This window comes from Cohnella laeviribosi DSM 21336 (assembly GCF_000378425.1).
Lineage (GTDB): Bacteria > Bacillota > Bacilli > Paenibacillales > Paenibacillaceae > Cohnella > Cohnella laeviribosi.
Genome location: NZ_KB899842.1, coordinates 1 through 25,514, shown reverse-complemented (window position 1 = coordinate 25,514; position 25,514 = coordinate 1). Strand labels below are relative to the sequence as shown.

Sequence of the window (25,514 nt, the reverse complement as noted above, 5' to 3'; positions counted from 1 at the left end):
ATCCGAATCGCCCCCAATCGTTTCCAAATCGTATACAAGTCATCTCCGCTTAACCGGATGCGCTTTCCGAGGAGAAGAGCGCCTCCGGTTTTGTTTTTGCCGTCCGGCTCGTCCGCCGTTGCCCCGCATTGCGCGTCTCGGAAGCTGCGATTTCGGCCCGGTACTGCATGCGGGGGTTGCCGATCGTGCGGATCTTCGAAGATCCGGAACGAAAGTGACTTTATAGCAATTGCAGTCTCCTTTTCGGGGAATTGACCGAGCGAAGCGCCATAGATGCAACTAAACTTCGCGTCGCGCCGAATTTTCGGACGAACGGATCGAATAAGTGCCGTAAAGGCAACTGCATGGGCAAAAAAACGGCGGCCGGGCTCTCCAATTGCATTTGAGGCAACTGGAGAAACGGCGATCCAAGCCCGGAGAAAGAGCCGAACCGCTCGCCTTCTGATACGGAGCGTTACCGTGCCGTTTCCGCTCGTTTTTCCGGCCCCGATCCCGGAGCGCGGGCGAGTCCGACTTTTCCGAGATTTTATGAAAAAACGCCGTAAAACCTAAAGATTGAAGCGCTTTGTGCCGATAGATAGAAGTATCTTATGTTTTTATGGCGTCAGAAACGGTAAAAAGGAGAGATTGTCACATGCAACGCAGCAAGCGGGCACTCGTATGGCTTATGGTTGCCGCCCTCGTGGTAACGTTGTTCCCGTTCGGGGTTGCCCAGAAAGCCAGTGCGGCATCCACGTATTTTATTCCGGATATCGCATCTCTCAACAATACGGCGCAGCTGTCAACGGAAGGTCCCAATATCATTACGCGGGATAACGTGTATTTGACGACCACGGGTACGATTACCATTACCGGTACGTACTCTTACGTTACGTCGACCAGCATGACGGTCAAGGTCGAAATGCTGACGGCCGACACATCGTCGGGAACGACCCGGTATGTGACGGACCCGGCCCACGTCGTGACGAGCGCGGTGACGGCGGATGCCGGTACGACCAACCGCTTTACGGCTAGCAATCTCCCGCTTTTCGCCGGCTTCAATAAAATCACCTTCACCGGCATGCAAGGCAACGTAGAACGGTCCGACACCTTCTATGTGCTGTACGACGCCGTGCCTTACGTGCAAAACATCAAGGTTATGGGCAGCTCTGCGGGCACGATCGTGCTGAACGAGGGCACGCAGGTTGTCGTAGACAAAAAGAACGTTTCCATCCAAGGTTCGGTCAAAAATGCGACCAGCGTCACCTACAGCCTGAACGGCGGCACGTCGATCGTCACGTCCCTGCTGTCGGACGGAACGTTTTACACGCCGACGCTGGATCTCGCATCCGGCCTCAATACGCTGACGTTCAAGGTTTCCAACGGCGCGGACTCGATTATCGTGACGCGGACGCTCTACTATTTCGACAGGGATCAGCCCTTTACGAAACTGGGCATCGTGCAGGACGGGGGCTCGGGGACCGAATATTCGCTTCTGAACAACGTGCCGACCTTGACGGACGGCTCGACGACCCCTCCGCAAAGCGGCAAAATCAGGGCGCAAATCCTGGTGCCGTACAACGCAACCCCGTTTAAGGACAATGCGACTTACAGCATCAACGGGTCGGCGGCCCAGCCTATTCAGGCGAGCTATGTATCGGACGAAACGGAAATTCCCGGCGTGGACGGCGTGACGGCGGCGTACCGTCTCGTGACGTTCGAGCTCCCTTCTTTTGCGTTTAAAACGACGGGCTCTGTCGTAGACGCCAACCAAACGGTCGACCTGGTTGTCGTTTATAACGGAACTTCGTACGGGTATGAAGGGAAGTTCAAGTTTTTGCCGGGCGACATCGCCATTAAGGAAATGTATTATTTGCCGGATTATACGTCCGGGGCCGATCTGAAAACGGTAAGCAAAGTGCCTCTGAACGGAGCGGAAGTATCGGGATCGAGCTTTTATATTCTTGTTCGCACGGAAAAAAGCGCGGCGGGCAAGGATCTGAAGGGCGACTATCTGCCGCTCAGCAATACGTCCGTGAATCTGGCGGAAATTGTAGACAGCACTTACAACAGCAGCTTGGGTCTTTACGAAGAGGTTTTTCAGGTTACGGGCTTTGCCAGCGGCATCCAGCAGGTCAAGTTTTATTACGACGGCTCTACCGCCTCTTATAACGCAACGATCACTTACGCTTCGAAAAGCTATATTTATGTAGAAAATCTCTACGACGGACAAACGTATACGTTCAACTCCAAGAACAGCTCGAACACGTTGAACATCAAGGGGAAATTCATCGGGTTCGAGAACCTGGAAAGCGCGCAGTACTTCGTCAACGGCAACGATATGACGAACGACGGCGACGTCAACGGCCCGCAAACGGACCTGGGCATCGCTCCGGTTCCGGGAAAAAGCGAATACGCCTTTGATCTTACGCTCTTTATTCGCAACGAAGGGCCGCTTGTCTACGGCCAAAACACGATTTTGTTCAAAGGCGTTACGCTTGACGCGTCCGGCCACAAGCAGGAGATTACGAAGCAGCTTAAAATTTACATCATCGATACGAACGTCTCGACGATCGAAAGGTTCCATCCGACTTCGGTCGAGAATCGGGAGCCGTTCCCGTCCACGGATACGTCGAACTTCAGCGATGAGGTTCTCTCGAAAATTTTTGCGCTGTCGACCGATTTCGTTTACACCGGCGGACAGTACGTCACGAGCGAGACGACGTATGACATCGTGCTGCGCGGCAGCGGCGCGACGAAGCTGAATCTGAATTTCGGGACAACCACGTTCCTGAGCCTGGATCTGGTGCCGCCTTCGCAGGTCACTTCCCAGATCCCGAGCCCGATCGACGGCGAGCCCATCTACTACGATTACGCCGGCGACGGGGACGATTTCATCGTGCGGGTCCGAGGGCTGAAGTTTACGGAACCGGGAACGCACACGTACAACCTCGAGCTGATTAATTCGACGGGCGCGCGCACGACGCAGAAGCTGCAGATCGTACGCGAAGCTTCGTCCTACCGTGTGCTGTCGCCGCAGCCGACCGTAGGCAACCAGATCGTCGTGAACAAAAACTTCATTCACTTCGACATCGAGGCCGAGGGCGCGTCGAAGGTGCTGATTAACGGCGCCGAAGCGAAGCGGCGTTCGGACTTCGAGGACCGTTTCATTTATGACTATATCGGTCTGAAAGAGAACAAGAACAACGCGATCAAAATCCAGATCGTGCGGGAAGGCTCGTCGATCAACGATACCATTAATGTCTATTACACCGGCACCGTGCAGGTCGACGCCCAGTATATGGAGCCGCTGTCGACCAAGCACTCCGTATTCAACAAGACGTTGTCCCTGACGTTCCCGAAAGGAACCGTCATGAAATCGGCCGCCCAGGACAGCAACGGCGTGACGAAGTATTACACGGATGCGAAGCTGCTGTTCGGCATTGCCGATCCGGCGGACGGAGTCGTGGAACGGCGCAATGACTACGGCAACATCATCAACCGGGATCCGGACGGACGTTCGGAGAACGGCAGCATTACGGTCAAAATTCCGGAATACCTGAAGACCCGGTTTCTGAGCACGACCAACACGAGCAATTTCACGCTGGTGTCCAAAATCTACTGGATCAACGGCGGCTTGGGCGAGGATGCAACTCACCCGGCGACCAACGGGCTGCCCCCGTATTCGCTGGTCGGCAACTTCCCCGACGATTTCCAGGGAACGCGCAAAATCGTGCCGTCCAACCGCGGCCAACTGACGCTCACTTACGACGCCAATGTCGTTGAAGACGCCGGCACCACGCTTACCGTGTTCAAGTATACGGACGGCGAGTGGAAAAATATCGGCGGCGAAGTCAATACGAAAAACCATACCATTACCGTGCCTTTCGACGACTTTGGCTACTACAAGGTCATGAAATTGAACAAAGGCTTCAGCGACGTGACGAACCACACGTGGGCCCGCAATATCTTGAACGCGCTGTATGCCAAAGGCATCATGACCAACTTGCGGGTGAGCGAATTCGGCGCCGACGACCTGACGACCCGCGGGGAGTTTGCGACGCTGATCGTCAAAGGGCTGAACATTCCGCTCAACTACGACGACAATCAGACGTTCTATGACGTCGTGCCGACCGCCGCTTCGGGCACATGGGATTACGCCAGCATCGAGACGGCGGCCAGGGCGGGGATCGTCAACGGGATTTCCGAGGGCTTCTTTGCTCCGGACCAGAGCCTGACCCGCGAACAGGCCGCGGTCATGATCGCCAGGGCGCTGGAGCTTAAACTGGCCGCGAACGACAGCAAGCTGGAGGCGGCCCTTTCCAAGGCGTTCCTGGATTCTTCGCAAATCCAGTACTACGCGAGACCGGCCGTCAGCGCCGTAAACAGCGCGAAAATCATGGTCGGGTCTCCGGTCACCGTGCCGGGCTCGAACAAAACCGCGTACAACTTCAACCCGAAAGCCACGATGACGCGCGCGGAGGCGGGCAAGATCGCGGTCGAGCTGTTCAAGAAGAGCACGAGCATGTTCCCGAAAAACCTGAGCTAGCAGGAAGGAGAGGCCGGCCTGGCTCGTCGGCCTTCTTTTTCTTCGTCGAACATGTTTCTCCATTGAACATGTTCTGCAACCGTCTTGCGGCAGGAAAAAGTTAGGCAATGACGAATCCGTCTGTACAAGCTATACTAGAAATCGGTCCCTATTTACGTATACATACTTTCGCGATTGGCACTGACGTTTTTTTCGAATGAGGACGAACTCGGAGAAAAATTTAGGTTTTTTAATAAAAGTCCGCAACTTTTTTGGCGGTCGGACGTCTAACATCATGTGATTACTTAGAGGGATCAAGGACCTACAATCTAGCGATTTCGGAGGAAAATTCTCTTTACGCTGGGGTATTGCCCATGTATAATGAGTAAAGTGGCATCTTTTACCTGCCTGTTTTGCGTTTGTATTTGCCAGATTACGAGTTTCTGCGACATGTCTCTACTACATAGTCATGCTTGCAGACATCAATTATAGACAATGCTCAACTCCGGAGAGGGGGTGAAACGCAGATGAGAGATTCGAGCTACCCATCTTTGAACAAAGCAACACAACAGAGTCCTTTTCAAGGAGGAGAAAAAAAGGTTATGAAGAAAAGTTTGTCTCTTCTTCTGGCCATCGCCTTGGTATTCGGCTTGTTCGCATCCATGGCGTCTGCGGCAGAAAATGATCTGACGACTGCTCAGAAGTACCAGCAGTTGAAAGACAAAGGCATTTTGAAAGGCACCACGACGGGCAGCGACATGCTGGATGACAACCTGACCCGCGCTCAATTCGCTACGATCGCTGTAGCGGTTCTGGGTCTGTCGGAAGACAACTCCGCTCCGTCTCCGTTCTCCGACATCAAAGCCGGACAATGGTGGTACGGCGCGATCAAAGCCGCTTCCACTGCCGGTCTTGTAAACGGCATTGGCAACGGCAAGTTCGGTCCGAAACAAACGGTTACGCTGCAAGAAGTGTACAAAGTTGCAGCTTCCGCGCTGAAACTGGCTCCGGTAACGGACGCTAAAGTTGACGGCGCAGCCGCTTGGGCCGCTCCGTACATCCAAGCTCTGATCGACGCTGGCTTCAAGCTTCCGTCGACGAACTACAAGGCCAACGCAACCCGCGGTCAAACGATCGAAGTTGCTTACGACCTGTACCTGGCCGGCCAAGTTCAACCTCTGTCCGACGTTTCGGCCGTCGTTAACGCGGACGACACGATCACGGTAACGGGTAAAACGGCTGGCGGCGTAGACAGTGTTAAAGTTGCGATTGGCACGGCTGCCGAAGCAGCTGCTACGCTGAATGCGGACGGCTCGTTCACTTACACGAGCGCTGCTCAAGCTGTTGGCACTTATACCGTTAAAGTTGTTGCTTATAAAGGTACGGCTGTTGCAGCTTCCACGGAGAAATCTGTTGAAGTCGCAGGTTTCAAAGTCGAGTCCGCAACGGTTCTGAACGGTAAGCAAATCGCGATCAAGTTCAACAAAGCTGTTCAAGCAGGTACGGCAGCGGGCGGCCACAACAACCTTGGCTACTATTCGCTGTCCGGCAACTCCTCGGGTAGTGCACCGGTTTTGCGTTCCGCTTCCCTGAGCGACGACAAAACGACGGTAACGCTGACGTTCAACCGCTTTAAAGAAAATGGTGGTTTGGATCGTTATGCGCAGCTGACGGTTAGCGATTCCCTGAAATCCGCTTCCGGCAAATCCCTGACGGCATATAAAGAGCCGATTCTGCTGACGGATACGACTTCCCCGTCGGTAACGGGCGTAGAATATGCCGGTACGACGGCTACGATCAAATTCAGCGAGCCGGTTAAATCGGTTGGCACGTTGACGTTGGGCGGCGCAACTCTGTCTTCCTCCGCTTCCACTGGCGTATACTACTCCTTGGTAACGGATGGAACGACTGAGGCCGACGCAACTGCAATCAAGATCTACAACCTGACGACCAACACGAACTACAGCTTCTACCTGATCGGCGGCCAAGATACCGCTGACAACCTGTTCGATTACAACACGACGCTGAATGTACCTTCCGACACGGTTGCACCGTCGATTACTTCTCTGACGGTTAACGGCGGTGTGCTGACGGCTAAATTCAGCGAAGCAATCAGCAATGCCGGTAATGTTTATTGGAATGGTAACACGGTTCCGGGTACGATTAGCTCCGATGACAACACGGTTGCTACCTATAATGTCGGCAGCTGGCTTGGATCGTCGACGACGTTCCTGAACATTACGGTTAAAGTTTCCGGTTACAAAGACCTTGTTGGTAACACGGGTTCTGACTTTACGCAAGCTGTAACGATTTCCAAAGATACAACGGCTCCTACGGTTGTGAGCGCGCTGTATGATGGCAACTATGTCGCTATCAAATTCAGCGAAGCGCTTGATACGACTGGAACTGTAGCGAACACGACTTATACGTATACGGATTCCAGCTCTGTCGTTTACCAAAACCGGTCGTTGACTGGTGGTTCCTTCAAGTACGATGCCAACAACGACGGTGACACGAGCGACAGCGGTGAAGATGCTTGGATCAAGTATGCGGTGTCCGGTCTTGGCACTGGTAAATACGAAGTTTCGATCCCTGCAGGTCTCGTTAAGGATGCGGCTGGCAACCTTGTAGCGAAAACTTCCGTAACGTTTAATGTTACGGCTGGTGCTACTAGCGGTAGCGTAATTGTAAACAGCATTGAGCAAACGGCTAACGGCCAACTTACCTTCAAGTTCAATGCGAACCTGACGACCGCCGCATTGGATGCTAGCAAGTATCTGATTAACGGCGTAGCTCTTCCGAGCGGAACGAACATCTACTTCCTGGGTGACAAGAAAACCGTTGTTGCCGATCTTCCGGAAGGCGCAATCGCCGCTAGCGGTACTCGTCTGATCAAAGTAGTCAACATCGTTGACGAAAATGGCAATACGCTGAATACGTCTAACTCCGCATACTACCAAGCAAGCATTAACCTTACCGAAAACACCAAGCCGGTTGCACAATCGCTCGCTCTTGTAAGCGACAGCGCTCTTGCTGTAACGCTGAGCGAAACGATTAATGCACTTCCGACGACGGGCGTTGAAATCTACATCAATGGCACGAAGTACACTGGAGCTCAAAGCTACAGTAAGTCCGATAATGTTCTGAACATTACGGTTGCAGCAGGTACGTTCAGTGCTACTCAAACCATTGAAGTGAAATTCAACGGCTCCGACCTGACCGACCTGAACGGTAACAAAGTGAAGGACGGTTCGGTTACGAAATAATCGGATTTAGCAAAACAAAAAAGCAAGCCTTCGGGCTTGCTTTTTTGTTGCGAAATTTTTACAAGATGTAACAACTTTTTTACCCGTACATACGTCTAATAAATTAGACCTCATCATTTATTCAGCTTCTATTCATATTCTATTCATGTGCAAGGGTTATAATGGGATCAAAGAAGATTGGGAGGATTCATCATGATTCGTAAACGTAATCAAAGCAGATTGCTGCTCGGTGTTACGGCTGTTCTGCTAGGCGCATGTCCCATTTATACAAATGCGGCAATAACGCCGGTAGCTGCAGCTGCAACGAGCAATATAACGTCTGTTGCCCAAGTGGTAAAGCCGATCTTCATTACATCAAAAAGTTATTTTAATTTAGTGGATGTTGGTTTAACTCCAGATGATGACGGTCAAACGGCGACCTTTATGATCAGCATTTATAACGGCGATTCTAAAGAGCTTGATCTAACTGATTACTGGTTTAGGGTTTCCAGCGCCTCCGGCAGTACATATCCAATTAAAACATCAATGGCAGATGCGAAAACAACGAAAGTAGCTCCCTATTCGAAAGTGTTTATTACCCTTTATGCAAAGGTTGGAGAAAAGACAAAACTCTCCGATTTGACCTTAAGGGTGGTAAAGTTTGATTTTAGCAGTGCGACCTATGAGAAAACAATTGGTCGGTTTGCATTTCCAACTAATTATACAAGCGAGGTTACCGTAGGATCTATTAAACCATTGTATAATACGAGCACAGTGCTTTATTCGAGGATTTCTTCCGCCTCGATTGGCGCATCTGGCGATTACAATTTAGCGACGGTTAATTTCGTTTATAACAATGTTGGTAAAAAGTCCATTACGCTAAGCGGTTATAAGTATTACATCGTGACGGCGGCTGGACAAATGTATCCAGCGACATCTGCTGAAAGCGGAGATTTATCCTTAAACCCGGCTGAGCGCAAAGAAATTCAACTGACGGCATCCATACCGAATTCGATCAAGACAACAGGATGGAAGTTGGTTGTTGTCAGAGACAATGGGGGAGAAACCGGGATAGAGCTCTCTGTCGGCACGTATAAATTGAATTTCAGCAACAGCACAAGCACTACGGCAAAAGATTTCTTTACTTATTCCAACAGCGTAGGAACGTATCAGTTTACTCTACTGCAACTCCAAAGAGAGCCCTGGGATAATGAAGACGTATTAAGCGGAAGAGTTCGAATTCAAAACAAATCCGCTAGCTCTATTGAAATTCCGGAAATTACGGGTTATTTTTATTTTGACGATAAAGTCAAGATGAATTTTAACGTTATTAAACCCATTTCCCAGAATGTTCTGAATGCGGGCGGCTATGTGGATATAGATGTATATGTCAAATTGCCAACCAACTATAGTTTCACTTCGGTGAAAGCGATTATAAATAATAAAGTTGACGATAAAACGGAAACCAAGTTGGGAGAATTGAAGTTCTCAACCGGTTTATCGCAAATCCCTCTATACGCAGCAGATAAAACCTATAATCTGACCAGAGACGGAAAGAATATGGCGGCGAGCTTGAATGCCGTAAATGTTTACCATAATACGACATCCAAGATTTTAAGCGTGCAAATGACTTTGGCCAATATGGAGCAACGTACAATAGATCCGATTAAGCTGTCGGGGTTGTTTATCAACGATAACAATCAAGTATTTCCTGCAACTTTGACAATGATCGACGGAAAAGTAAATCCGTCCAATAAGGCGTTGATCACGTTTACAGCCACTTTGCCTCAAAGCTACGATACGAGCAATCTTCGGTTAATTATCGGCGAGGCAGTGGCCGAATCGGTTTATGCATCGGGAACAACCGTGCCGGATGCTTATGTAAATGCGGTGAAATTTAACTTGCCGGCAGAGCAAAAAACATTAAGTGTGTTTAAAAATGTTCCTTTGCTCCCGTATCAATTTACCATCAATAAATTCACGCCAACGATACTGGGCGATGATGTACAGGTTACGTTGGATTATAATCTGATTAAGGATACTTCTTATAATCTTTATCCGACAGATCGCAAGCTTGTCTTGAGTATTGACGGCATTGATCCTAATGATGGAAATACGTATACTTATTTTACTCAGGAGTTGACGGTAGAAGGGGACTCTTCCGCTAATCTGGTGGCCGGAACAAATAATAAGCTTGTTTTGAAATATGCGAATGGCTTCAACGGAATTGATGCGACTCTCAATTATAAAGTAAGATTGTATGAAGTCGTTCAAAGCTCGAAAAAACTGTTAGTCGAGAGACCGCTCGGTTACTGGTTTGTTGAAAATGATTGGACATCGGATGTCGTTGAGAACAATTAAAACAGAATGATTCTGGAAGAACTGCCGGTTTAAGCATAAAGCCGGCAGTTTTTTGACTTGAATTGACGCTAACCGACATCATTGAATGAAAGTATGATAAAATAAAGCGAGAAATCCTTTACCATTGGAGAATGGAAAATGCCGTTAAACGAAGTGATGGAATCCATGAATTACGCCCAGCAAGCTAAGGCTATAGGTGTAAGTTCAAAACAGAAGCTTCGAATCCAGAACCTTAAACGTTCAATTAAGGCGTTCTTTTTTGCGCTTGAATACATAGGTTACATTCTAACTTTTTATATCTTGATGGCTGTTAAAGTACTGCCGGATTATAAAGATATAACCCCTTATAATTTGTTGGCTTGGATCCGGGAATTGCCGGTGATAGAAGAATACTCTCTTTTCCTTCTCATGATGTTGATCATCCATGCGTTCGCTCTGGTTCAGGGGTATTTGTTCTCCGGAAAGGCCGATCGATCTTTTGTCGAAGAATACTGGTCTGCGGCCAAATCGATCGTATTCTCATTTCTTGTTACAATCGGTATAACTTTTCTTTTGAAGACAACATTTATTTACTCCAGGGTTACGCTTGTCACGTTTCTATTGCTTATGCTATTTGAAGCTTTGATTTGGAGATCCGTTTATGCTTACACGATTCGTGTTTTAAATCGAAAAGGCGTGATTCGCAATCATGTCCTGATTTTAGGAGCAGGAAAAGTAGGTTTGGAAATTCTGGAACAAATGACTCAAGAAAAGAGGCATAACAATCACTTTGTAGGGTTTCTGGATGATCATAAAGTCGGCCCCGACATATTGGGACGTACAAATGAATTAGAGACGATTCTTCAAAACCAACGGATAGACATCATTTACATTACGATCCCTTCCGAGCGAAAGGTGATTGAATCCATTCTCCATTCGGTCTATAAGTATAACGTAGACATTCGAATCATACCTGAAATGTATGATCGTATGCCGACGGTATTTACTTTTCGTAAAGACCTTGATTTTCCATGCATGCAAATCGTGAAGACACCTTTGCGAGGAATTAATATCCTATTAAAGCGAATTGCCGATATATGCGGAAGCACTTTGTTGTTGGTATTATTGTCTCCGCTTTTTCTGGCGATCGCGATATGGATAAAACTCGATTCTAAGGGCCCCGTATTTTTCCGTCAACAGCGGGTTGGCAAGAATGGGGTTCCCTTTCTTATGATAAAGTTTCGTTCGATGTATGAGGAAGCGGAAACGATGAAAGGGGAACTTGCTGCAGCAAACGAAGCAAATGGGCCTGTATTCAAGATGAAAAACGATCCCAGGGTTACAAGAATCGGAAAATTTTTGCGCAAATACTCGCTGGATGAGCTGCCGCAACTGTGGAATGTGCTTAAGGGCGAAATGAGCTTAATCGGCCCAAGGCCTCCGCTGCCTCAAGAGGTGGCGCAGTATACGAATTATCACTGGAGGCGTATGGATGTACTTCCAGGGATGACGGGGCTTTGGCAGGTGAGCGGCAGAAGCGATCTCGATTTTGAATCTTGGGTTGATCTTGATATTTATTATATCGAGCGTTGGAGTTTGGCTTTGGAGATGCGAATTCTATTAAAGACGATACCTGTTGTCATTAAGGGAACGGGGGCATATTAATAAGGAGTGGCATTGGTGAATAATCAGCAAGGAAAACGTAAAGACAAGCTTCATGAAGAACCGAGTTTTATTATGTATAGCTTGGCGTGGGGTTGGATTGGCTTCGTTCTACTCATAGCTTTATTTAATAACGGATCGTTTCAAGGCTTTGGAATACACAACCCGGCCTCGTACCGGTTTGAAAAACCGGTTCTGTATACGCTTTTAGTCGCGGTTGTCATCATGTTCTGGCTTGCTATGCATTTTCAGCGCAAAACGCTTACGTGGAACCGGAGTTTATTGTTTGGGATTGCAGCTCTTGTTTTACCGATTACATATGCATTAGGATCTCTTCGCGCTTTATCTCCATACCTTGCTCATTACGGAATCTTAGCGCATGTTTTGCTTTTTGTTTTTTTTGTGGCAGGTATACGGCTAACTTCTTATTCCCAAATTATTCGTTGGTTTCCGACTGTATACCTGGTATTTGGGTATTTGATCGTGATATACGGATTTCTAAGTTTATTTGGGAATGTGTATATGCTGGATGCGCTCACGCCGCAAGATGGAATCCGTATAGCCTCGATATTTCAGTATCCGAACGCATACGCGGTTTTACTTTTAACCTTGTGGATCGGCATATTAATTGAGATTGATCGAGTGTCCAATCGGATCGTTCAAGTGTTTCACGGGTTGATGCTTTTTCCGGTTTGCGTTTCTTTTTTGTTGACCCTTTCGCGCGGTGCTCTTATCGTGTTGCCGATTGTCGCCATTGTGGCTTTGACTTTGTTCAGGCTAAGGCAGCAAGTAATGGCGATTATCTACTCCATTTTGGGAATGGGGATATCGCTTGCCATTTACAATACGATATCAGAACGCGGAATTGCCGTCATCAAAAAAATTCAACAAGCCGCAGCAAATAAAGTCCCGTTTGATACGGTTTCCGTATTTTCGAGAGAAACTGTCGGTTACTGGGGATTGTTGATTTTCGGCAGTATCGTTATGGGAGCTCTTGTGTATGTCGTTGAGAGATTTATAACACCTCGCATAGCGAAAATGTCCGAACGGTTTCATTCGGACTGGGCGAATCGTTGGATTCCGCTAAGTCTGATCGCTGTTTTCGTACTTGGAGCCATCGCCATTGCTACGGATGCTATTACTCGTTTTCTGCCGCCGATTATTCGCGGCCGGGTTGAAAATATCAATTTTCAGACTCATAGCGTCTATGAGCGGCTTACGATGTACAAGGATGCCATAGCCGTCTGGAAGGAAAATCCGGTCTTTGGAGCGGGCGCAGGCGCATGGGAAGCATTGTACGAAAAGTATCAGTCTTATCCGTACTCCAGTGCTCAAACGCATAGCTTCTTTACACAGCTACTAGTCGAGACCGGTATTGTAGGACTGATTCTTGTTGCTGTTTTTATACTTGCAGTACTTATTACATTTTATAGAACGTATCGAAAAGCGAATGAAGAAGAACGTTCCCGTTATGTTTTTTATATGATTACGCCGGTAGCCATCCTTCTTCACTCTCTGATCGATTTTGAAATGACTTATTTGTTATACGGGTTCTTGGTATTCACATGCTTGGGAATACTGGCTGGAGCCCAAAGGGCACCATTATTGGAGAAATGGAATGAGAGCAGAAAGCGCTTGGTACAGCAAACGGCTGCTATTGTCATGGGGATTGGCGCTATTTTTATCCTTATCGTTTCTTCCAAATGGCTGTATTCCATCAATCAATTCGAAAAATACACTTACGCGATTAATCATAATTTGTCTTATGAGGACATGATGAGTGCGCTGAAAAGTGGACTGAAGCAAAATCCCAACCATCCGCTATTATTAAATCAAGCAGGGGCGATCAATTATCAGGTTTATGAACAAACCAAGGATACGAAATATCTTGAAGAAGCCAAACATTATGACTTCAAATTGGTAAAGAGGGAGCCGTATTATCAAGCTGGTCTTTATTTAAACTATGCCATTCATCTAGCCGAAGGAAATAACGAAGAAGCATTGCGAAGCATTGAACAAGCGATTTCTTTAAATAAGTACAATCAAAATTATTATGAACAGGCTGTTTCGGTTCTCATTAAGCAATGGGATGCGGAACGGCAGTCCGGCAACAGCAACAATCAAGCAGGAGAGAAGATTATTTCCATATACGAGAAAATGAATCGATTACTGCAAGAAGTCGATCGGCTTCCGGATACCGTTATACTTAGCAAAAACTTCGGCATTACAAGCGCTATTCGCGCGGCTGCAGGCCAAGTCTATTATTTCAAAGGGGACTACGCCCAAGCGGAAGAAGTTCTGAAGCCGGGTCTGAAAGAAGATTTGTCGCAGCCGAACGACCGTTACGTGGCAAGGTTCTATTTGGCATCGCTTCGCAAACAAGGCAAGGATGATCCGGCACTCTATGAAAAATTGCTTCAGGCGGATCAAGGAGAAGGAGCAATGTTGGAGCAGCTACTTCAATGAAAGTAGAGGACAAGTGATATGCGGATCTCCGTCATTATTCCGACATTGAATGCGGAACGGGAACTGCCGGCCCTTCTCGACCGGCTCCATCATCAGACCGTAAAAGCGTATGAAATTCTGGTTGTCGATTCCGAATCGGACGATCGGACAGCCGCGATTGCCCGCGAGAAAGGCGCCAAGGTTCTGCCGATCAAGCGGGAAGCGTTCGATCACGGGGGGACGCGCAATATGGCGGCCTCTCAGGCTGCCGGCGACGTTCTGGTATTTCTGACCCAGGATGCTCTTCCGGAGGATGAAAGGCTGCTAGAGGCGCTTACGCAGCCTCTGGCGGAGCATCCGGAGGTTGCGGCCGTTTGCGGCAGGCAAGTGGCACGTTCCGGGGCTTCGGCGCTTGAGCGGATGACGGTCGAGCTGAATTATCCGCCCGAGCCGCTTTACAAGTCGTTAAAGGATCTTAAGCGGCTTGGAATCAAACTGTTCTACTTCACGAACGTATGCTCGGCTTACCGGCGGGAGGCCTTCGAAGCTGTCGGCAGATTTCCCGAGCCGATCATATCGAATGAAGACATGATCATTACCGCCAAGTTTATTCTCGCAGGGTATACCGTCGTTTATCAGTCTCAGGCCAGGGTGATTCATTCCCATCGGTATAATCTGAGGCAGCAATTTCGGCGGAATTTCGATATCGGCGCTTCACTGCGCATTCATAGTTGGATATTGAAGCATGCGAAGGCGGAGGGGCAAGGAGTCAAGCTGGTCAAAAACCAAATGTCGCAGCTGTTACGCAATGGCGACTGGCTCTCCATTCCCCGATTGGTATCCGAAGCCGCAGTCAAATATCTCGGCTATCGGTTGGGGTTAAGTTTTCCCGCCATCCCCATGTTTTTACGAAAAAAAATGAGCATGCACGCATTTTTCTGGCGCCGTTGGCAGCAACTTTAGGCGAAAAATACCGTCATATGAAGTAGGTTCATGGTGAAAGGATGAGAATAATGGATTTTAAACGCATTTCCTATACGGCAATCGCTGCGGTCTTCATCGCGGCAGCCGGGTTCGGTCTCTATAAAACGGTGTATGCGGATACGTCAACGGTTACTCCCGGCTCGACGGAGGACCCGATCGTCACGAAAAGTTACGTCGATCAGAAAATCGCTGAGCTCCTCAAACAAGGAGGGGGCGGCAGCGGCGGAAATCCAGACAGCGGAGACAAGTCCGGCAACGCGGGTTCGAATGCGCTCGAAGTCGTAACAGTGCCTTTCGGCAAAAAAATCATGGTGAATGCAGGCGGAGAGCTCGTCGTGCGAGTCGGCAAAGCGGTGGCCTATTCTTCGGATGCCAACGGCTTGTCCGACCTGACTGCCGGAACTGATATTCCGAGCGGCAAAGCCGTGCCGACCAACCATCTGATTCTCTTCCCCCGCGACGGCCGCGGCGTCGAACCGGACCCGAATCAGAAAAACGGATTGACGGTGTTGGTGCGGGGCGGGTATAAGTTAGAGTAGGCTTATTAATGACAGAAATCAACAATAGAAGCCAGAAATTGCGAGAAAACATGGTATAATAAACAAGATAAACTCCATTAAACCATTTCTAACGAAAAGCAAATGGAATTGGCGGTGCGATTAGATTAATGAAGGCTTTTATATTTAAGCTGATTTATAAACTGGCTATATCGATGAAAAAAGTACTAATTCCGTTCATTCCACAGTCTGTGAGAAAAGAACTTAAGAGAAAAGTCATCGATAATGCATTTTCGTTAGAAAAATTAGATATTCGCTCGATGGAAAAGCCGATGGACATATCGGGGATTAATTTGATTGGATACATAAGAGCGGAAATGGGAATCGGAGAATCTTGCAGAATTGCGGCCAATTGTATTCAAACCACCAATATTCCTTTTGATATACTTAACTTTAAAGGTACGAACACGGCACGAATGTCAGATTTGTCCTGGAGTCATAAGGAAGTCGATGCCCCTCGATATAATGTAAATATCTTTCATGTCAATGCTGAGCAAATGATTGAAGTATATACACATTTTGGACAATCATTATTTGAGAAAAGATACAACATTGGATATTGGCACTGGGAACTGCCTGAATTCCCGGATGAATGGCTGGACGGTTTCAAATTTGTGAATGAAGTTTGGGTTCCTTCGACTTTTGTAGCGGAGGCCGTTTCTGCGAAGAGCAATGTGCCAGTTACGATTATCCCCCACGGTATTGAAGTGAAAATAGAAACATATAGGGATCGTTCTTATTTCCGGCTTCCTGAGCAGTCTTTTCTGTTTTTAACGATGTACGATATGAACAGTTTTCAAGAACGAAAAAATCCAATAGCTTCAATTGAAGCTTTTAAAATGGCTTTTAAGCCTGACGATTGTTCAGTCGGACTTATTGTTAAAGTGAATAATGCTCATTCCAATAAAGAGGACATGAAAAAACTCTTAACGCTTACGGAAGGGTATTCTAATATTTACATTTTGAATCAAACGTTCAGCCGAAACGATACGAATGCGCTGATCAACTGTTCTGATTGTTACATTTCACTTCACCGAAGCGAAGGGTTTGGGCTAGGTCTGGCTGAAGCAATGTATTTGGGTAAACCGGTCATTGGAACCAACTGGTCTGCCAATACGGATTTTATGACGGAAAGCAACTCTTGTCCGGTTCGTTATCGTCTAAAGCAGGTAGGTAAAAACTATGGACCTTATGCAGCACATCAAGTCTGGGCCGACCCCGATATTGCTCATGCAAGTAAATATATGGTGAAATTAGTCAGAGATCCGGATTATTACGCACAGATTGCGGAGAATGGAAAGCAAACCATTATGACAGACTTTTCACCTTCCGCAATAGGAGCTAAAATCGAACAACGTCTTAAAGAGATAAGGGATGATCTAGGAGGCCTGGCATGACGATTACCAGTCTAATTATGGCAGGTGGCAAAGGGGAGCGGTTTTGGCCGAAAAGCAGAACTCACTTGCCCAAGCAGTTCTTGAATATATCGGGCAATAAATCGATGATTCAACAAGCGGTTGCTCGATTGGAACGGATTATGGACATTCAGCAGGTGTTCGTAATTACGAATGAACTCTACGCGGAACTGATTCGAGTGCAGATCCCACATTTGCCTGAAGAGAACATTATTATCGAACCCATTGGCAAAAATACAGCGCCATGCGTAGGGCTTGCGGCTATCCATATTGAAAAAAGATATCCGGGAAGCACAATGATTGTCTTGCCATCCGACCATATCATCAAAGATGAAGATGAGTTTGTTCGAATTTTAAATACGGCCGCCGAAGTTGCCTCGAAGGATCAAAACATCGTCACTTTGGGGATTACACCACTTTATCCTGAGACAGGGTATGGGTATATAGAAAGCTCCGGAGAGATTGATCAAACCGGAGGAGTAGAGGTTCACGCTGTCAGTCGGTTTGTCGAAAAACCAGATTCCAAAACTGCCGAAAAGTATCTAGAAGCAGGAAATTTCTATTGGAACAGTGGTATTTTTGTTTGGAAGACGACAACGATCCTTTGTAAATTTAAAGAATATATGCCAGAAGTTTATACGATTCTTCAATCGATACAAGATGCTCTAGGCACTCCTTTTCAAGAGCAGGTAATCAAAACCGAGTTCACCAAAATGCCGGATGAGTCCATTGATTACGGCATTATGGAAAAAGCAGATCATATTTATGTCATCCCTTGTAAATTAGGTTGGGATGATGTTGGTAGCTGGACCGCGTTGGACCGAATTAATGAACGTGATGAAAATGGTAATGTTATCGTTGGAAATACACTGAATGTGGATACCAAACGTTGCATTATTGAAAGCAATAGCGGAAAATTAATTGCAACCCTAGGCATTGAAGATTTAATAGTCGTAGATACGGAAGACGTTACTCTGATCTGTACTAAAGATAAAGCCCAAGAAGTTAAAAGGCTATTGAAAGAGATTAGAAGCCAAAAGCTCATGCAATATTTATAAAATAAAGGAGAATTTACATGACGAAAAGAGCACTAATTACGGGAATCACGGGACAAGACGGTTCTTATTTGGCAGAGTTGTTGTTGAACAAGGGATACAAAGTATACGGCTTGCGCCGTCGGACGAGCACCCCCATTATGGAAAATATTGAGCATATAAAAAATGAGATCGAATTTATCGAAGGGGACTTAATGGATCAAGGATCGTTATCCCATGCTGTAAATGTATCGCAGCCAGATGAAGTTTATAATCTGGCAGCTCAATCGTTTGTAGGTACTTCTTGGGATCAGCCATCCTTGACTGGTCAATTAACGGGAATTGGTGTAACCAATATGTTGGAGGCTGTTCGTCTTAATAAGCCGGATGCGAAATTCTATCAGGCATCAAGTAGTGAAATGTTTGGCAAAGTAGTAGAAACACCTCAAAAGGAAACAACACCTTTTTATCCAAGAAGTCCATATGGTGTAGCAAAAGTTTACGGCCACTGGATTACGGTTAATTATCGCGAAAGCTATAACATGTTCGCATGCTCAGGGATTTTGTTCAATCACGAATCTCCTCGTCGTGGAGTGGAATTTGTGACAAGAAAAGTCACGGATGCAGTAGCTAAAATCAAACTCGGTTTACAGACCGAACTTCGCATGGGGAACTTAGATGCCAAACGCGATTGGGGATTTGCTGGAGACTATGTAAAGGCTATGTGGCTCATGTTACAACAAGACAAACCCGATGATTTTGTTATTTCAACTGGTGAGACGCACACGGTTCAAGAACTGGTCGAGATTGCCTTTAGCTATGTAGGACTAAATTGGCAAGACTATGTCGTCATTGATCCGAAATTCGTAAGACCGGCTGAAGTTGATCTTCTACTTGGCGATTGTTCAAAAGCCAAAGAGAAGCTAGGGTGGAAACGTGAAGTTGGATTTGAACAAATGATTCGGATGATGGTTGATCATGACTTGGAACGTTTGCAAAAGCAGGCGCAAGCTGAATTGGTCTAACAACTAAAATTTTGTTTAGAAGAAGGGGACAAATTGTACCCCTTCTTTTGGTAAACTGAACACAGTTTTCATGAACGGTGGGTCGTAAATTCAAAATGATTAATCGCATTGAAGAAGTTTGGGCTTATAGAGGAATGTTGGTCAGCATTGTAAAGCGAGATTTACGTTCTCGATATAAAGGCTCCTTTCTTGGATTTCTATGGACCTTTGTAAATCCTCTTTTGCAACTGGTTGTCTATTCGATTGTTTTTCCTTATATATTAAAAGTCACACAAGAAAATTACGCGATGTTCTTGTTTATCGCTTTGTTGCCATGGATCTTTTTTACATCTTCGCTTCAAGGCGCGACAACAAGTATTGTGGCAGGTTCAAACTTAGTTAAGAAAATCTATTTTCCTCGGATTATTTTGCCTTTAGCTGCAGTTTCCACGAATTTAATGAACTATATTTATGGGCTATCCATCGTTTTTGCTGCACTGCTAATAACCGGTGTCCATTTGACCGTAAATGTGCTTTGGCTCCCAGTTGTCCTACTTATTGAATTTATTTTTATTTTTGGTTTAGCATTAATATTCTCATCACTATATGTTAAGTACAGGGATCTGGAGCACATTGTAAACGTACTTACTTTTGTTTGGTTCTATTTAACACCGATTGTCTTTCCTATTACCATTTTTCCAGAGCAAATAGGGGAAATGGTTGGTTATAATCCGATGGTTCCGATTATTGAATCGTTTAGAGATATTCTATTAAATGGAACTCCTCCCGATTGGAATAGGTTGCTCTATTCTCTAATAATTGGCGTTATTGTGCTGATTGTTGGAGTTTTGTTGTTCGAAAAATGCGAGAAAACCTTTGCGGAGGAATTGTAATATGAAAGATCAAACTGTGATCTCGATTAAAAACGTGACGAAAACTTTTAAAATATATCGTGATAAACCAGTATCATTAAAAGAAAAAGTATTAAAGCTTCGAAGTAATGAATACAGTACTTTCTATGCGCTTAAAAACTTAAGTCTGGATATTCGCCGCGGAGAGACCATTGGGCTAATTGGCCATAATGGCTGCGGTAAAAGCACGCTGTTAAAATTAATAACGAAAATCTTATATCCGGATCAAGGCACGATTACCGTTAATGGTAAAATATCAAGTTTAATTGAATTAGGTGCAGGTTTTCATCCGGATTTTACGGGAAGAGAAAACATATACATCAATGCATCTATTTTTGGATTAAGCAAAAAAGAAGTAGATCAACGAATCGATGAAATTATCCGTTTTTCAGAGTTGGGAAAGTTTATTGAAAATCCGGTGCGAACTTATTCCTCTGGTATGTATATGAAATTGGCTTTCTCTGTTGCAATTAATGTAAATCCGGAGATTTTATTAATCGATGAGATATTATCGGTTGGTGATGCAAATTTTCAAAAGAAATGCTTGGAAAAAATTGAGAGTTTTAAGCGAAATGGGGCTACGATTGTTATTGTTGCTCATGATTTAGGTACGATTGAGAAGATTTGTGATCGTGTTGTATGGATGAATGAAGGACAAATCGTTCGTCAAGGAGAAGCGGATCAAATTATTAATTTATATATTCAACACATGAATAAGCAGTTCGTAGAGCAAAGGCAACAAGAGTACCTGGAAATTAGTTCTAGTGGTGTTGGGGAGAAAGAAGAAGTGGAAGTGACGGAGGCTAATGAAAGCTCAGATACCTCGACAGTCGATGAACCGACATTTTCGGAAGATGTACGTTGGGGCTCGAAGGAAGTTGAAATTACAGAAGCACGCATTTTAAATGCCGAAGGAAAAGTGACGAATGTTTTAATGGCCGGGGAACCTTTCTGCATTGAGATTGATTATAAGCTAAATCGGGAACAGAAAGCATATATATTTGGTACTGGTATTTACACAGCAGATAAGGTTTTAGTTTATGGAAATAATACCCAAATTGCTAATCTAAAGATTGATCGTATTAATAAAAGAGGAACAGTTCGATTTAAGGTGAAAAAATGCAATCTATTAAGCGGAACCTATAAGCTTAATGTTGCAGTTGTGGATGGAGACCATCGAGCCTTGGATTTTATTAAGTATTATATGGATTTTACAGTTGTGTCCAATGATAAGGCTGTAGGTCTCTTTACGATTGAACATGAATGGGAAATTGGATAATGGAGTTTTATTTTAAGGCCAAGGAGGTTTCCGATTAATGAAATTTAATAATGTTGAACACGAAGTTATTTTTAAAAAATTGATGTCCCATATAAATGCCAACAATCAAGCGGCACTGTTTGAGGTTTCCGGTGACGTTTCTGAATTGGACGAAATCAATCGAAACATTTCGATTATGCACCAAACGAAGGATAACTATGACCACCGGCCAATCACATCGCATCGAAAATTTATTGGTCCTGCGATTGTTTTTGGGAAAAAAGTTGCTCGAAAGTTTTTGAAATGGTATATTAGACCAATTGTTGTTCAACAAACGGAGTTTAATCATGCAGCAACAACTTCAATCAATCGAATAACAAATAAATTAAGTGAACAAGAAAGTAAGATTAGAGAAGGCTTTGATGAAACAAATCGACGTTTCAACGAATTCGAGAGTCAGACGAGCATGGCAGTTCTTGAAACGTCAAGGAAATTTAATGAGTACGATGATCTTCTTAAGAAAATCGAGAATAAAATTGTTTTTTTAGAAGAGCAGAATCAGAGAAAAGATGCTTTGATTGAACAGTTAGCGAAAGAATTGGAGTTTTCCATTTTTAATAAACGCACATATGCTCAGGCCGGAGAAGATAGTATTCTTGCTTACATGGTACATGTCTTAGGTCTCTCCTTTGATTCGATTAGTTATCTTGATTTAGGTGCTAATCATGCGAAAGAAATGAGTAATACTTATTTTTTCTACAGCAGAGGGGCAAAAGGCATTCTCGTTGAGGCCAATCCTATGCTGATTCCGGAACTTAAACAATATCGCAATAGAGATATTATATTGAATTATTGCATAGATGTTGAATCCGGGAAGAACGTGGATTTTTACATTCTAAATGGAGATGGCCTTAGTACACCGGATTATGAAACGGCAAAAGCATTTTGCGAGAGAAATCCTGATTTAAAAATAATCGATAAAATTTCAATAGAAACCATTTCCTACCGAGATATAGTGAAGAAGTTTTTGGGTAAAGCACCAACGATATTATCGATTGACATTGAAGGAAAAGACTTGGAAATTATTAAGTCAATTGACTTTGAAAATGACCGACCTGTAATAATTGTAATTGAAATGATTGAGTATGATCCTCTTAATTTGGCCTATCAATCTAAAAACCAAGAAATTATAAAATTTTTAAAAGCAAAAGATTATGATGAGTATGCATTTACAGGAATTAACTCCATTTTTGTTGACAAGCAATATCTTCATTCCAAGAGAGGAGATAAACAGTGAATATTGCTATTGATGTCCTTGCTATCTTAGGTCCAGACTCGAAAAATAGAGGCATCGGGAACTATACGACAAGTCAGCTCAAAGCATTATTCGAAATCGATAGAGTTAATCGATACTATCTTCTTAATTTTTATGAAGATACATGTTTGAAGAATCTTCTTCATTACTCGGATAATGTTAGTGAACATTATTTCTACTTAGGTAAAGAAGGCTTTTTGGGGAGAAATCCGCAATTTCAGTTGGTATTTGGAGATATCGTAAAAAAGTTCATCAAAGCTTATGATATTGATATTTTTTATTTTACATCACCATTTGATCATAGAATTAAATATGACATGAATTGGTTTTCAGAAATTAATAAAGTATCCACTCTTTATGATATAATCCCTTACGTGTTTAAAGAAAGATACCTTAGTGATAAACATTTTTACAAGCAGTATATGGAGTTAGCTTCGAATTTGAAAAAGAATGATAAAATTCTTGCCATTTCTCAAAGTGCTAAGGATGATTTGGTGAATTATTTGGGGGAAGACCCTCATAAAATCAATGTGATTTATGCAGGAACAGATGAATGTTATACGAGGCTAGATATGCCTTCTTCAGAAGTTGAGGCATTAAAAGCTACCTATAAAATAAAAGATTCATTTATTATGTGTACCGGAGGAGACGATGATCGAAAAAATATTGCCGGTCTTATTGTTGCCTATTCTAATTTGCCCAAAAGATTGATCGAACAATTTCAATTAGTCATCGTTTGCAAGCTTACTCCGGCTTCTGTAACTCGTTACACCGAATTGGCAAACAAGCATCAAGTGGGAGATCGCGTTATTTTAACCAATTTTGTGCCGTTAGATCATTTGGTTAAATTATATAATCTTGCTCATGTCGTTGCTTTTCCGTCTCAGTATGAAGGATTTGGACTGCCTGTAGTGGAGGCAATGGCGTGTGAAACTCCAGTTTTAACGTCGAATAATTCAAGTCTTGGGGAGATTGCAGAAGGGGTAGCCGTGCTGGTTGACCCTTTTAACACAAAGGATATTACCCGAGGATTGATAGAAATACTGGATAATGCCGATTTGGATGATTTGAGGAAAAAAGGGCTTGAAAGAGTCAAGAAATTTAATTGGAAGAATGTGGCAGAAGCGACGTTAGAAGCTTTTAGGTCTTTGCCTAAAAAAAACAAAAATTCTCGAAGTACAGCATCCAAGATTGCCTTCTTTACACCGTTACCTCCACTACAATCGGGAATCTCGGATTATAGTGTAGATATTTTAAGGCGTTTATCGAATTATTTTACAATTGATGTTTTTGTAGATACAGGTTATACACCTGTCGATTTACAGAATGAAAACATAAAGATATACGAACATACGCAATTTAAAGCCAGAAGCAAAGAATATGTTGATGTAGTCTATCAGATGGGCAACAGTGAGTATCATGCCTATATGCTTGAATACATTAAAAATTATCCTGGGACAGTTGTTCTGCACGATTTTAACTTGCACGGTTTAATTTACTTTTTATCTCAGAAGCAAAAAGATAATTTTCAAAAATACAAAGAGTTTTTGATGGAAGATTATGATTCGGAGTTCGTTGAACGCTATGTTCTTGATTTTCGTGAGGGTCGTACACATTTGAAAATCTATGAAATGCCTTGCAACGGAATTGTAACAAATTATGCAAAAAAAATCATTGTTCATAGTGATTTTGCTAAAAAAGGAGTTTTGGAAAGACAAGTCCAAAGAACGGTGTATAAAATACACCATTATGCAAAATTGAAGGAGAAGGATACAAACAAAGTAGAAGTTCGAAAACGGCTTAATATTGCAGAAAATCGTTTGATTTTATCAGCATTTGGTCATATTCACGAAACGAAAAGGATTATACCAATTGTAAAAGCATTTAGAATTTTAGCTGATAAGTATGAACATATCGATTTGTATTTGGTGGGCAAACCGTCTCCAACAATACAAGAAGAATTAGAAGAACTGTTGAGAGATCAACAATTAAATGCTCGTGTTAAAGTTACAGGTTATATAGAATTGGACGAATTTGGAAGCTATATTGATGTAGCCGATATTTGTTTGAATTTACGTTTTCCCTATAATGGTGAGTCTTCGGGCAGTCTTATGCGAATTTTATCAAACGGCAAATGTGCGCTTATTAATGATATTGGAAGTTTTTCAGAAATCCCGGACGATTGTTGCGTTAAACTTCCGTCCCCTGAACGGCTGCAAGAGTCTGAAGAAATAAATATGATCATAGAAAAGTTGGAGATGCTGATTGCAAATCCTGAGCTCGTTCAGACAATTGGAATGAATGCGAGGAATTATGCGAAGAAATATCTGGATCTAGATATTATTGTAGAGCAATATGTAAAGGTTATAAATGAATCCAGCAGTTCCAGTCTCACGGAATCTATGCTGGAAGAAGTGAGTCAGTTTTTGAAGAACAACGGAAGCGTAAGCACGGAAGAAGTGTATAACTTATCTAGTACACTAGCCTATGCGAAATCTCAAAGTTTATAATTTGTAAAGAAGAAGCACCGAACGTATTGCTAAAAGCAATTGTTACCGCTGAAGCATAACGTCCAATTGCTGATGGGATTGCCTGTCCGGAAGTTGCTGAATATAATGACCGTATCACAGAAAAGGAAAAGGATGCTTCCCTTTTATGTGGGCCTGCAGCAACAGGCTCACGGGATGCATCCCCTACCCAACATGATCATTGTAACAGAGTATGAGCTGGTTGAGAAGACTCCCGGCGTTTTCAGTTCGATGTGCAGAGTTGGTCCCCTCACCTTGTTGTGGAGAAGCGCTTAGTGTGATCGGCAGTCGGCGGCGGAAACTAGTGAG

14 protein-coding genes are annotated in these 25,514 nt (G+C 44.4%); all 14 read left to right on the top strand.

The genetic code is table 11. The features are described 5' to 3' along the window. Positions 1-634 precede the first annotated feature (634 nt). The 14 genes from F560_RS0117810 (at position 635) to F560_RS0117745 (ending at position 25,187) form a co-directional block, all read left to right on the top strand. The gene (locus F560_RS0117810; RefSeq protein WP_019007123.1) at positions 635-4,528 is read left to right on the top strand and encodes an S-layer homology domain-containing protein; all 3,894 of its coding nucleotides are present in this window, start codon (positions 635-637) and stop codon (positions 4,526-4,528) included. Positions 4,529-5,109: 581 nt separating this feature from the next. Then, complete coding sequence (locus F560_RS0117805) at positions 5,110-7,773, top strand: S-layer homology domain-containing protein (RefSeq protein WP_019007122.1); 2,664 nt, start codon at positions 5,110-5,112, stop codon at positions 7,771-7,773. Between the two features lie 192 nt (positions 7,774-7,965). Next, a complete protein-coding gene (locus tag F560_RS0117800) occupies positions 7,966-10,113 on the top strand; it encodes a hypothetical protein (protein WP_019007121.1) in 2,148 nt (715 codons plus the stop codon). Positions 10,114-10,251: 138 nt separating this feature from the next. Beyond that, the gene (locus tag F560_RS0117795) at positions 10,252-11,757 is read left to right on the top strand and encodes a sugar transferase (protein ID WP_019007120.1); all 1,506 of its coding nucleotides are present in this window, start codon (positions 10,252-10,254) and stop codon (positions 11,755-11,757) included. Positions 11,758-11,772: 15 nt separating this feature from the next. Next, positions 11,773-14,220 carry an O-antigen ligase family protein gene (locus tag F560_RS0117790; RefSeq protein WP_019007119.1) on the top strand — a complete coding sequence of 816 codons (2,448 nt, stop codon included), beginning with the start codon at positions 11,773-11,775 and terminating at the stop codon, positions 14,218-14,220. 18 nt (positions 14,221-14,238) lie between these two features. Further along, positions 14,239-15,162: a glycosyltransferase family 2 protein gene (locus F560_RS0117785; protein ID WP_019007118.1), complete on the top strand. Its 924-nt coding sequence runs from the start codon at positions 14,239-14,241 to the stop codon at positions 15,160-15,162. Positions 15,163-15,212: 50 nt separating this feature from the next. Then, a complete protein-coding gene (locus tag F560_RS0117780) occupies positions 15,213-15,722 on the top strand; it encodes a hypothetical protein (protein WP_019007117.1) in 510 nt (169 codons plus the stop codon). A gap of 128 nt (positions 15,723-15,850) precedes the next feature. Continuing rightward, positions 15,851-17,137, top strand: coding sequence for a glycosyltransferase family 4 protein (locus F560_RS0117775; RefSeq protein ID WP_019007116.1), 1,287 nt, complete (start codon positions 15,851-15,853; stop codon positions 17,135-17,137). Beyond that, positions 17,134-18,213: a mannose-1-phosphate guanylyltransferase gene (locus F560_RS0117770; RefSeq protein WP_019007115.1), complete on the top strand. Its 1,080-nt coding sequence runs from the start codon at positions 17,134-17,136 to the stop codon at positions 18,211-18,213. The genes F560_RS0117775 and F560_RS0117770 overlap by 4 nt, the downstream gene beginning before the upstream one ends. A gap of 17 nt (positions 18,214-18,230) precedes the next feature. Further along, entirely contained in the window at positions 18,231-19,214 is a 984-nt protein-coding gene (gmd, locus tag F560_RS0117765; RefSeq protein WP_019007114.1) for a GDP-mannose 4,6-dehydratase, read from the top strand. A 95-nt stretch (positions 19,215-19,309) separates the two neighbouring features. Further along, a complete protein-coding gene (locus F560_RS0117760) occupies positions 19,310-20,086 on the top strand; it encodes an ABC transporter permease (RefSeq protein WP_033396374.1) in 777 nt (258 codons plus the stop codon). A 1-nt stretch (position 20,087) separates the two neighbouring features. Then, complete coding sequence (locus tag F560_RS0117755) at positions 20,088-21,383, top strand: ABC transporter ATP-binding protein (RefSeq protein ID WP_019007112.1); 1,296 nt, start codon at positions 20,088-20,090, stop codon at positions 21,381-21,383. 37 nt (positions 21,384-21,420) lie between these two features. Further along, positions 21,421-22,659, top strand: coding sequence for an FkbM family methyltransferase (locus F560_RS0117750; RefSeq protein WP_019007111.1), 1,239 nt, complete (start codon positions 21,421-21,423; stop codon positions 22,657-22,659). Beyond that, a complete protein-coding gene (locus tag F560_RS0117745) occupies positions 22,656-25,187 on the top strand; it encodes a glycosyltransferase (protein WP_019007110.1) in 2,532 nt (843 codons plus the stop codon). The genes F560_RS0117750 and F560_RS0117745 overlap by 4 nt, the downstream gene beginning before the upstream one ends. The last annotated feature ends 327 nt before the right edge of the window (positions 25,188-25,514 follow it).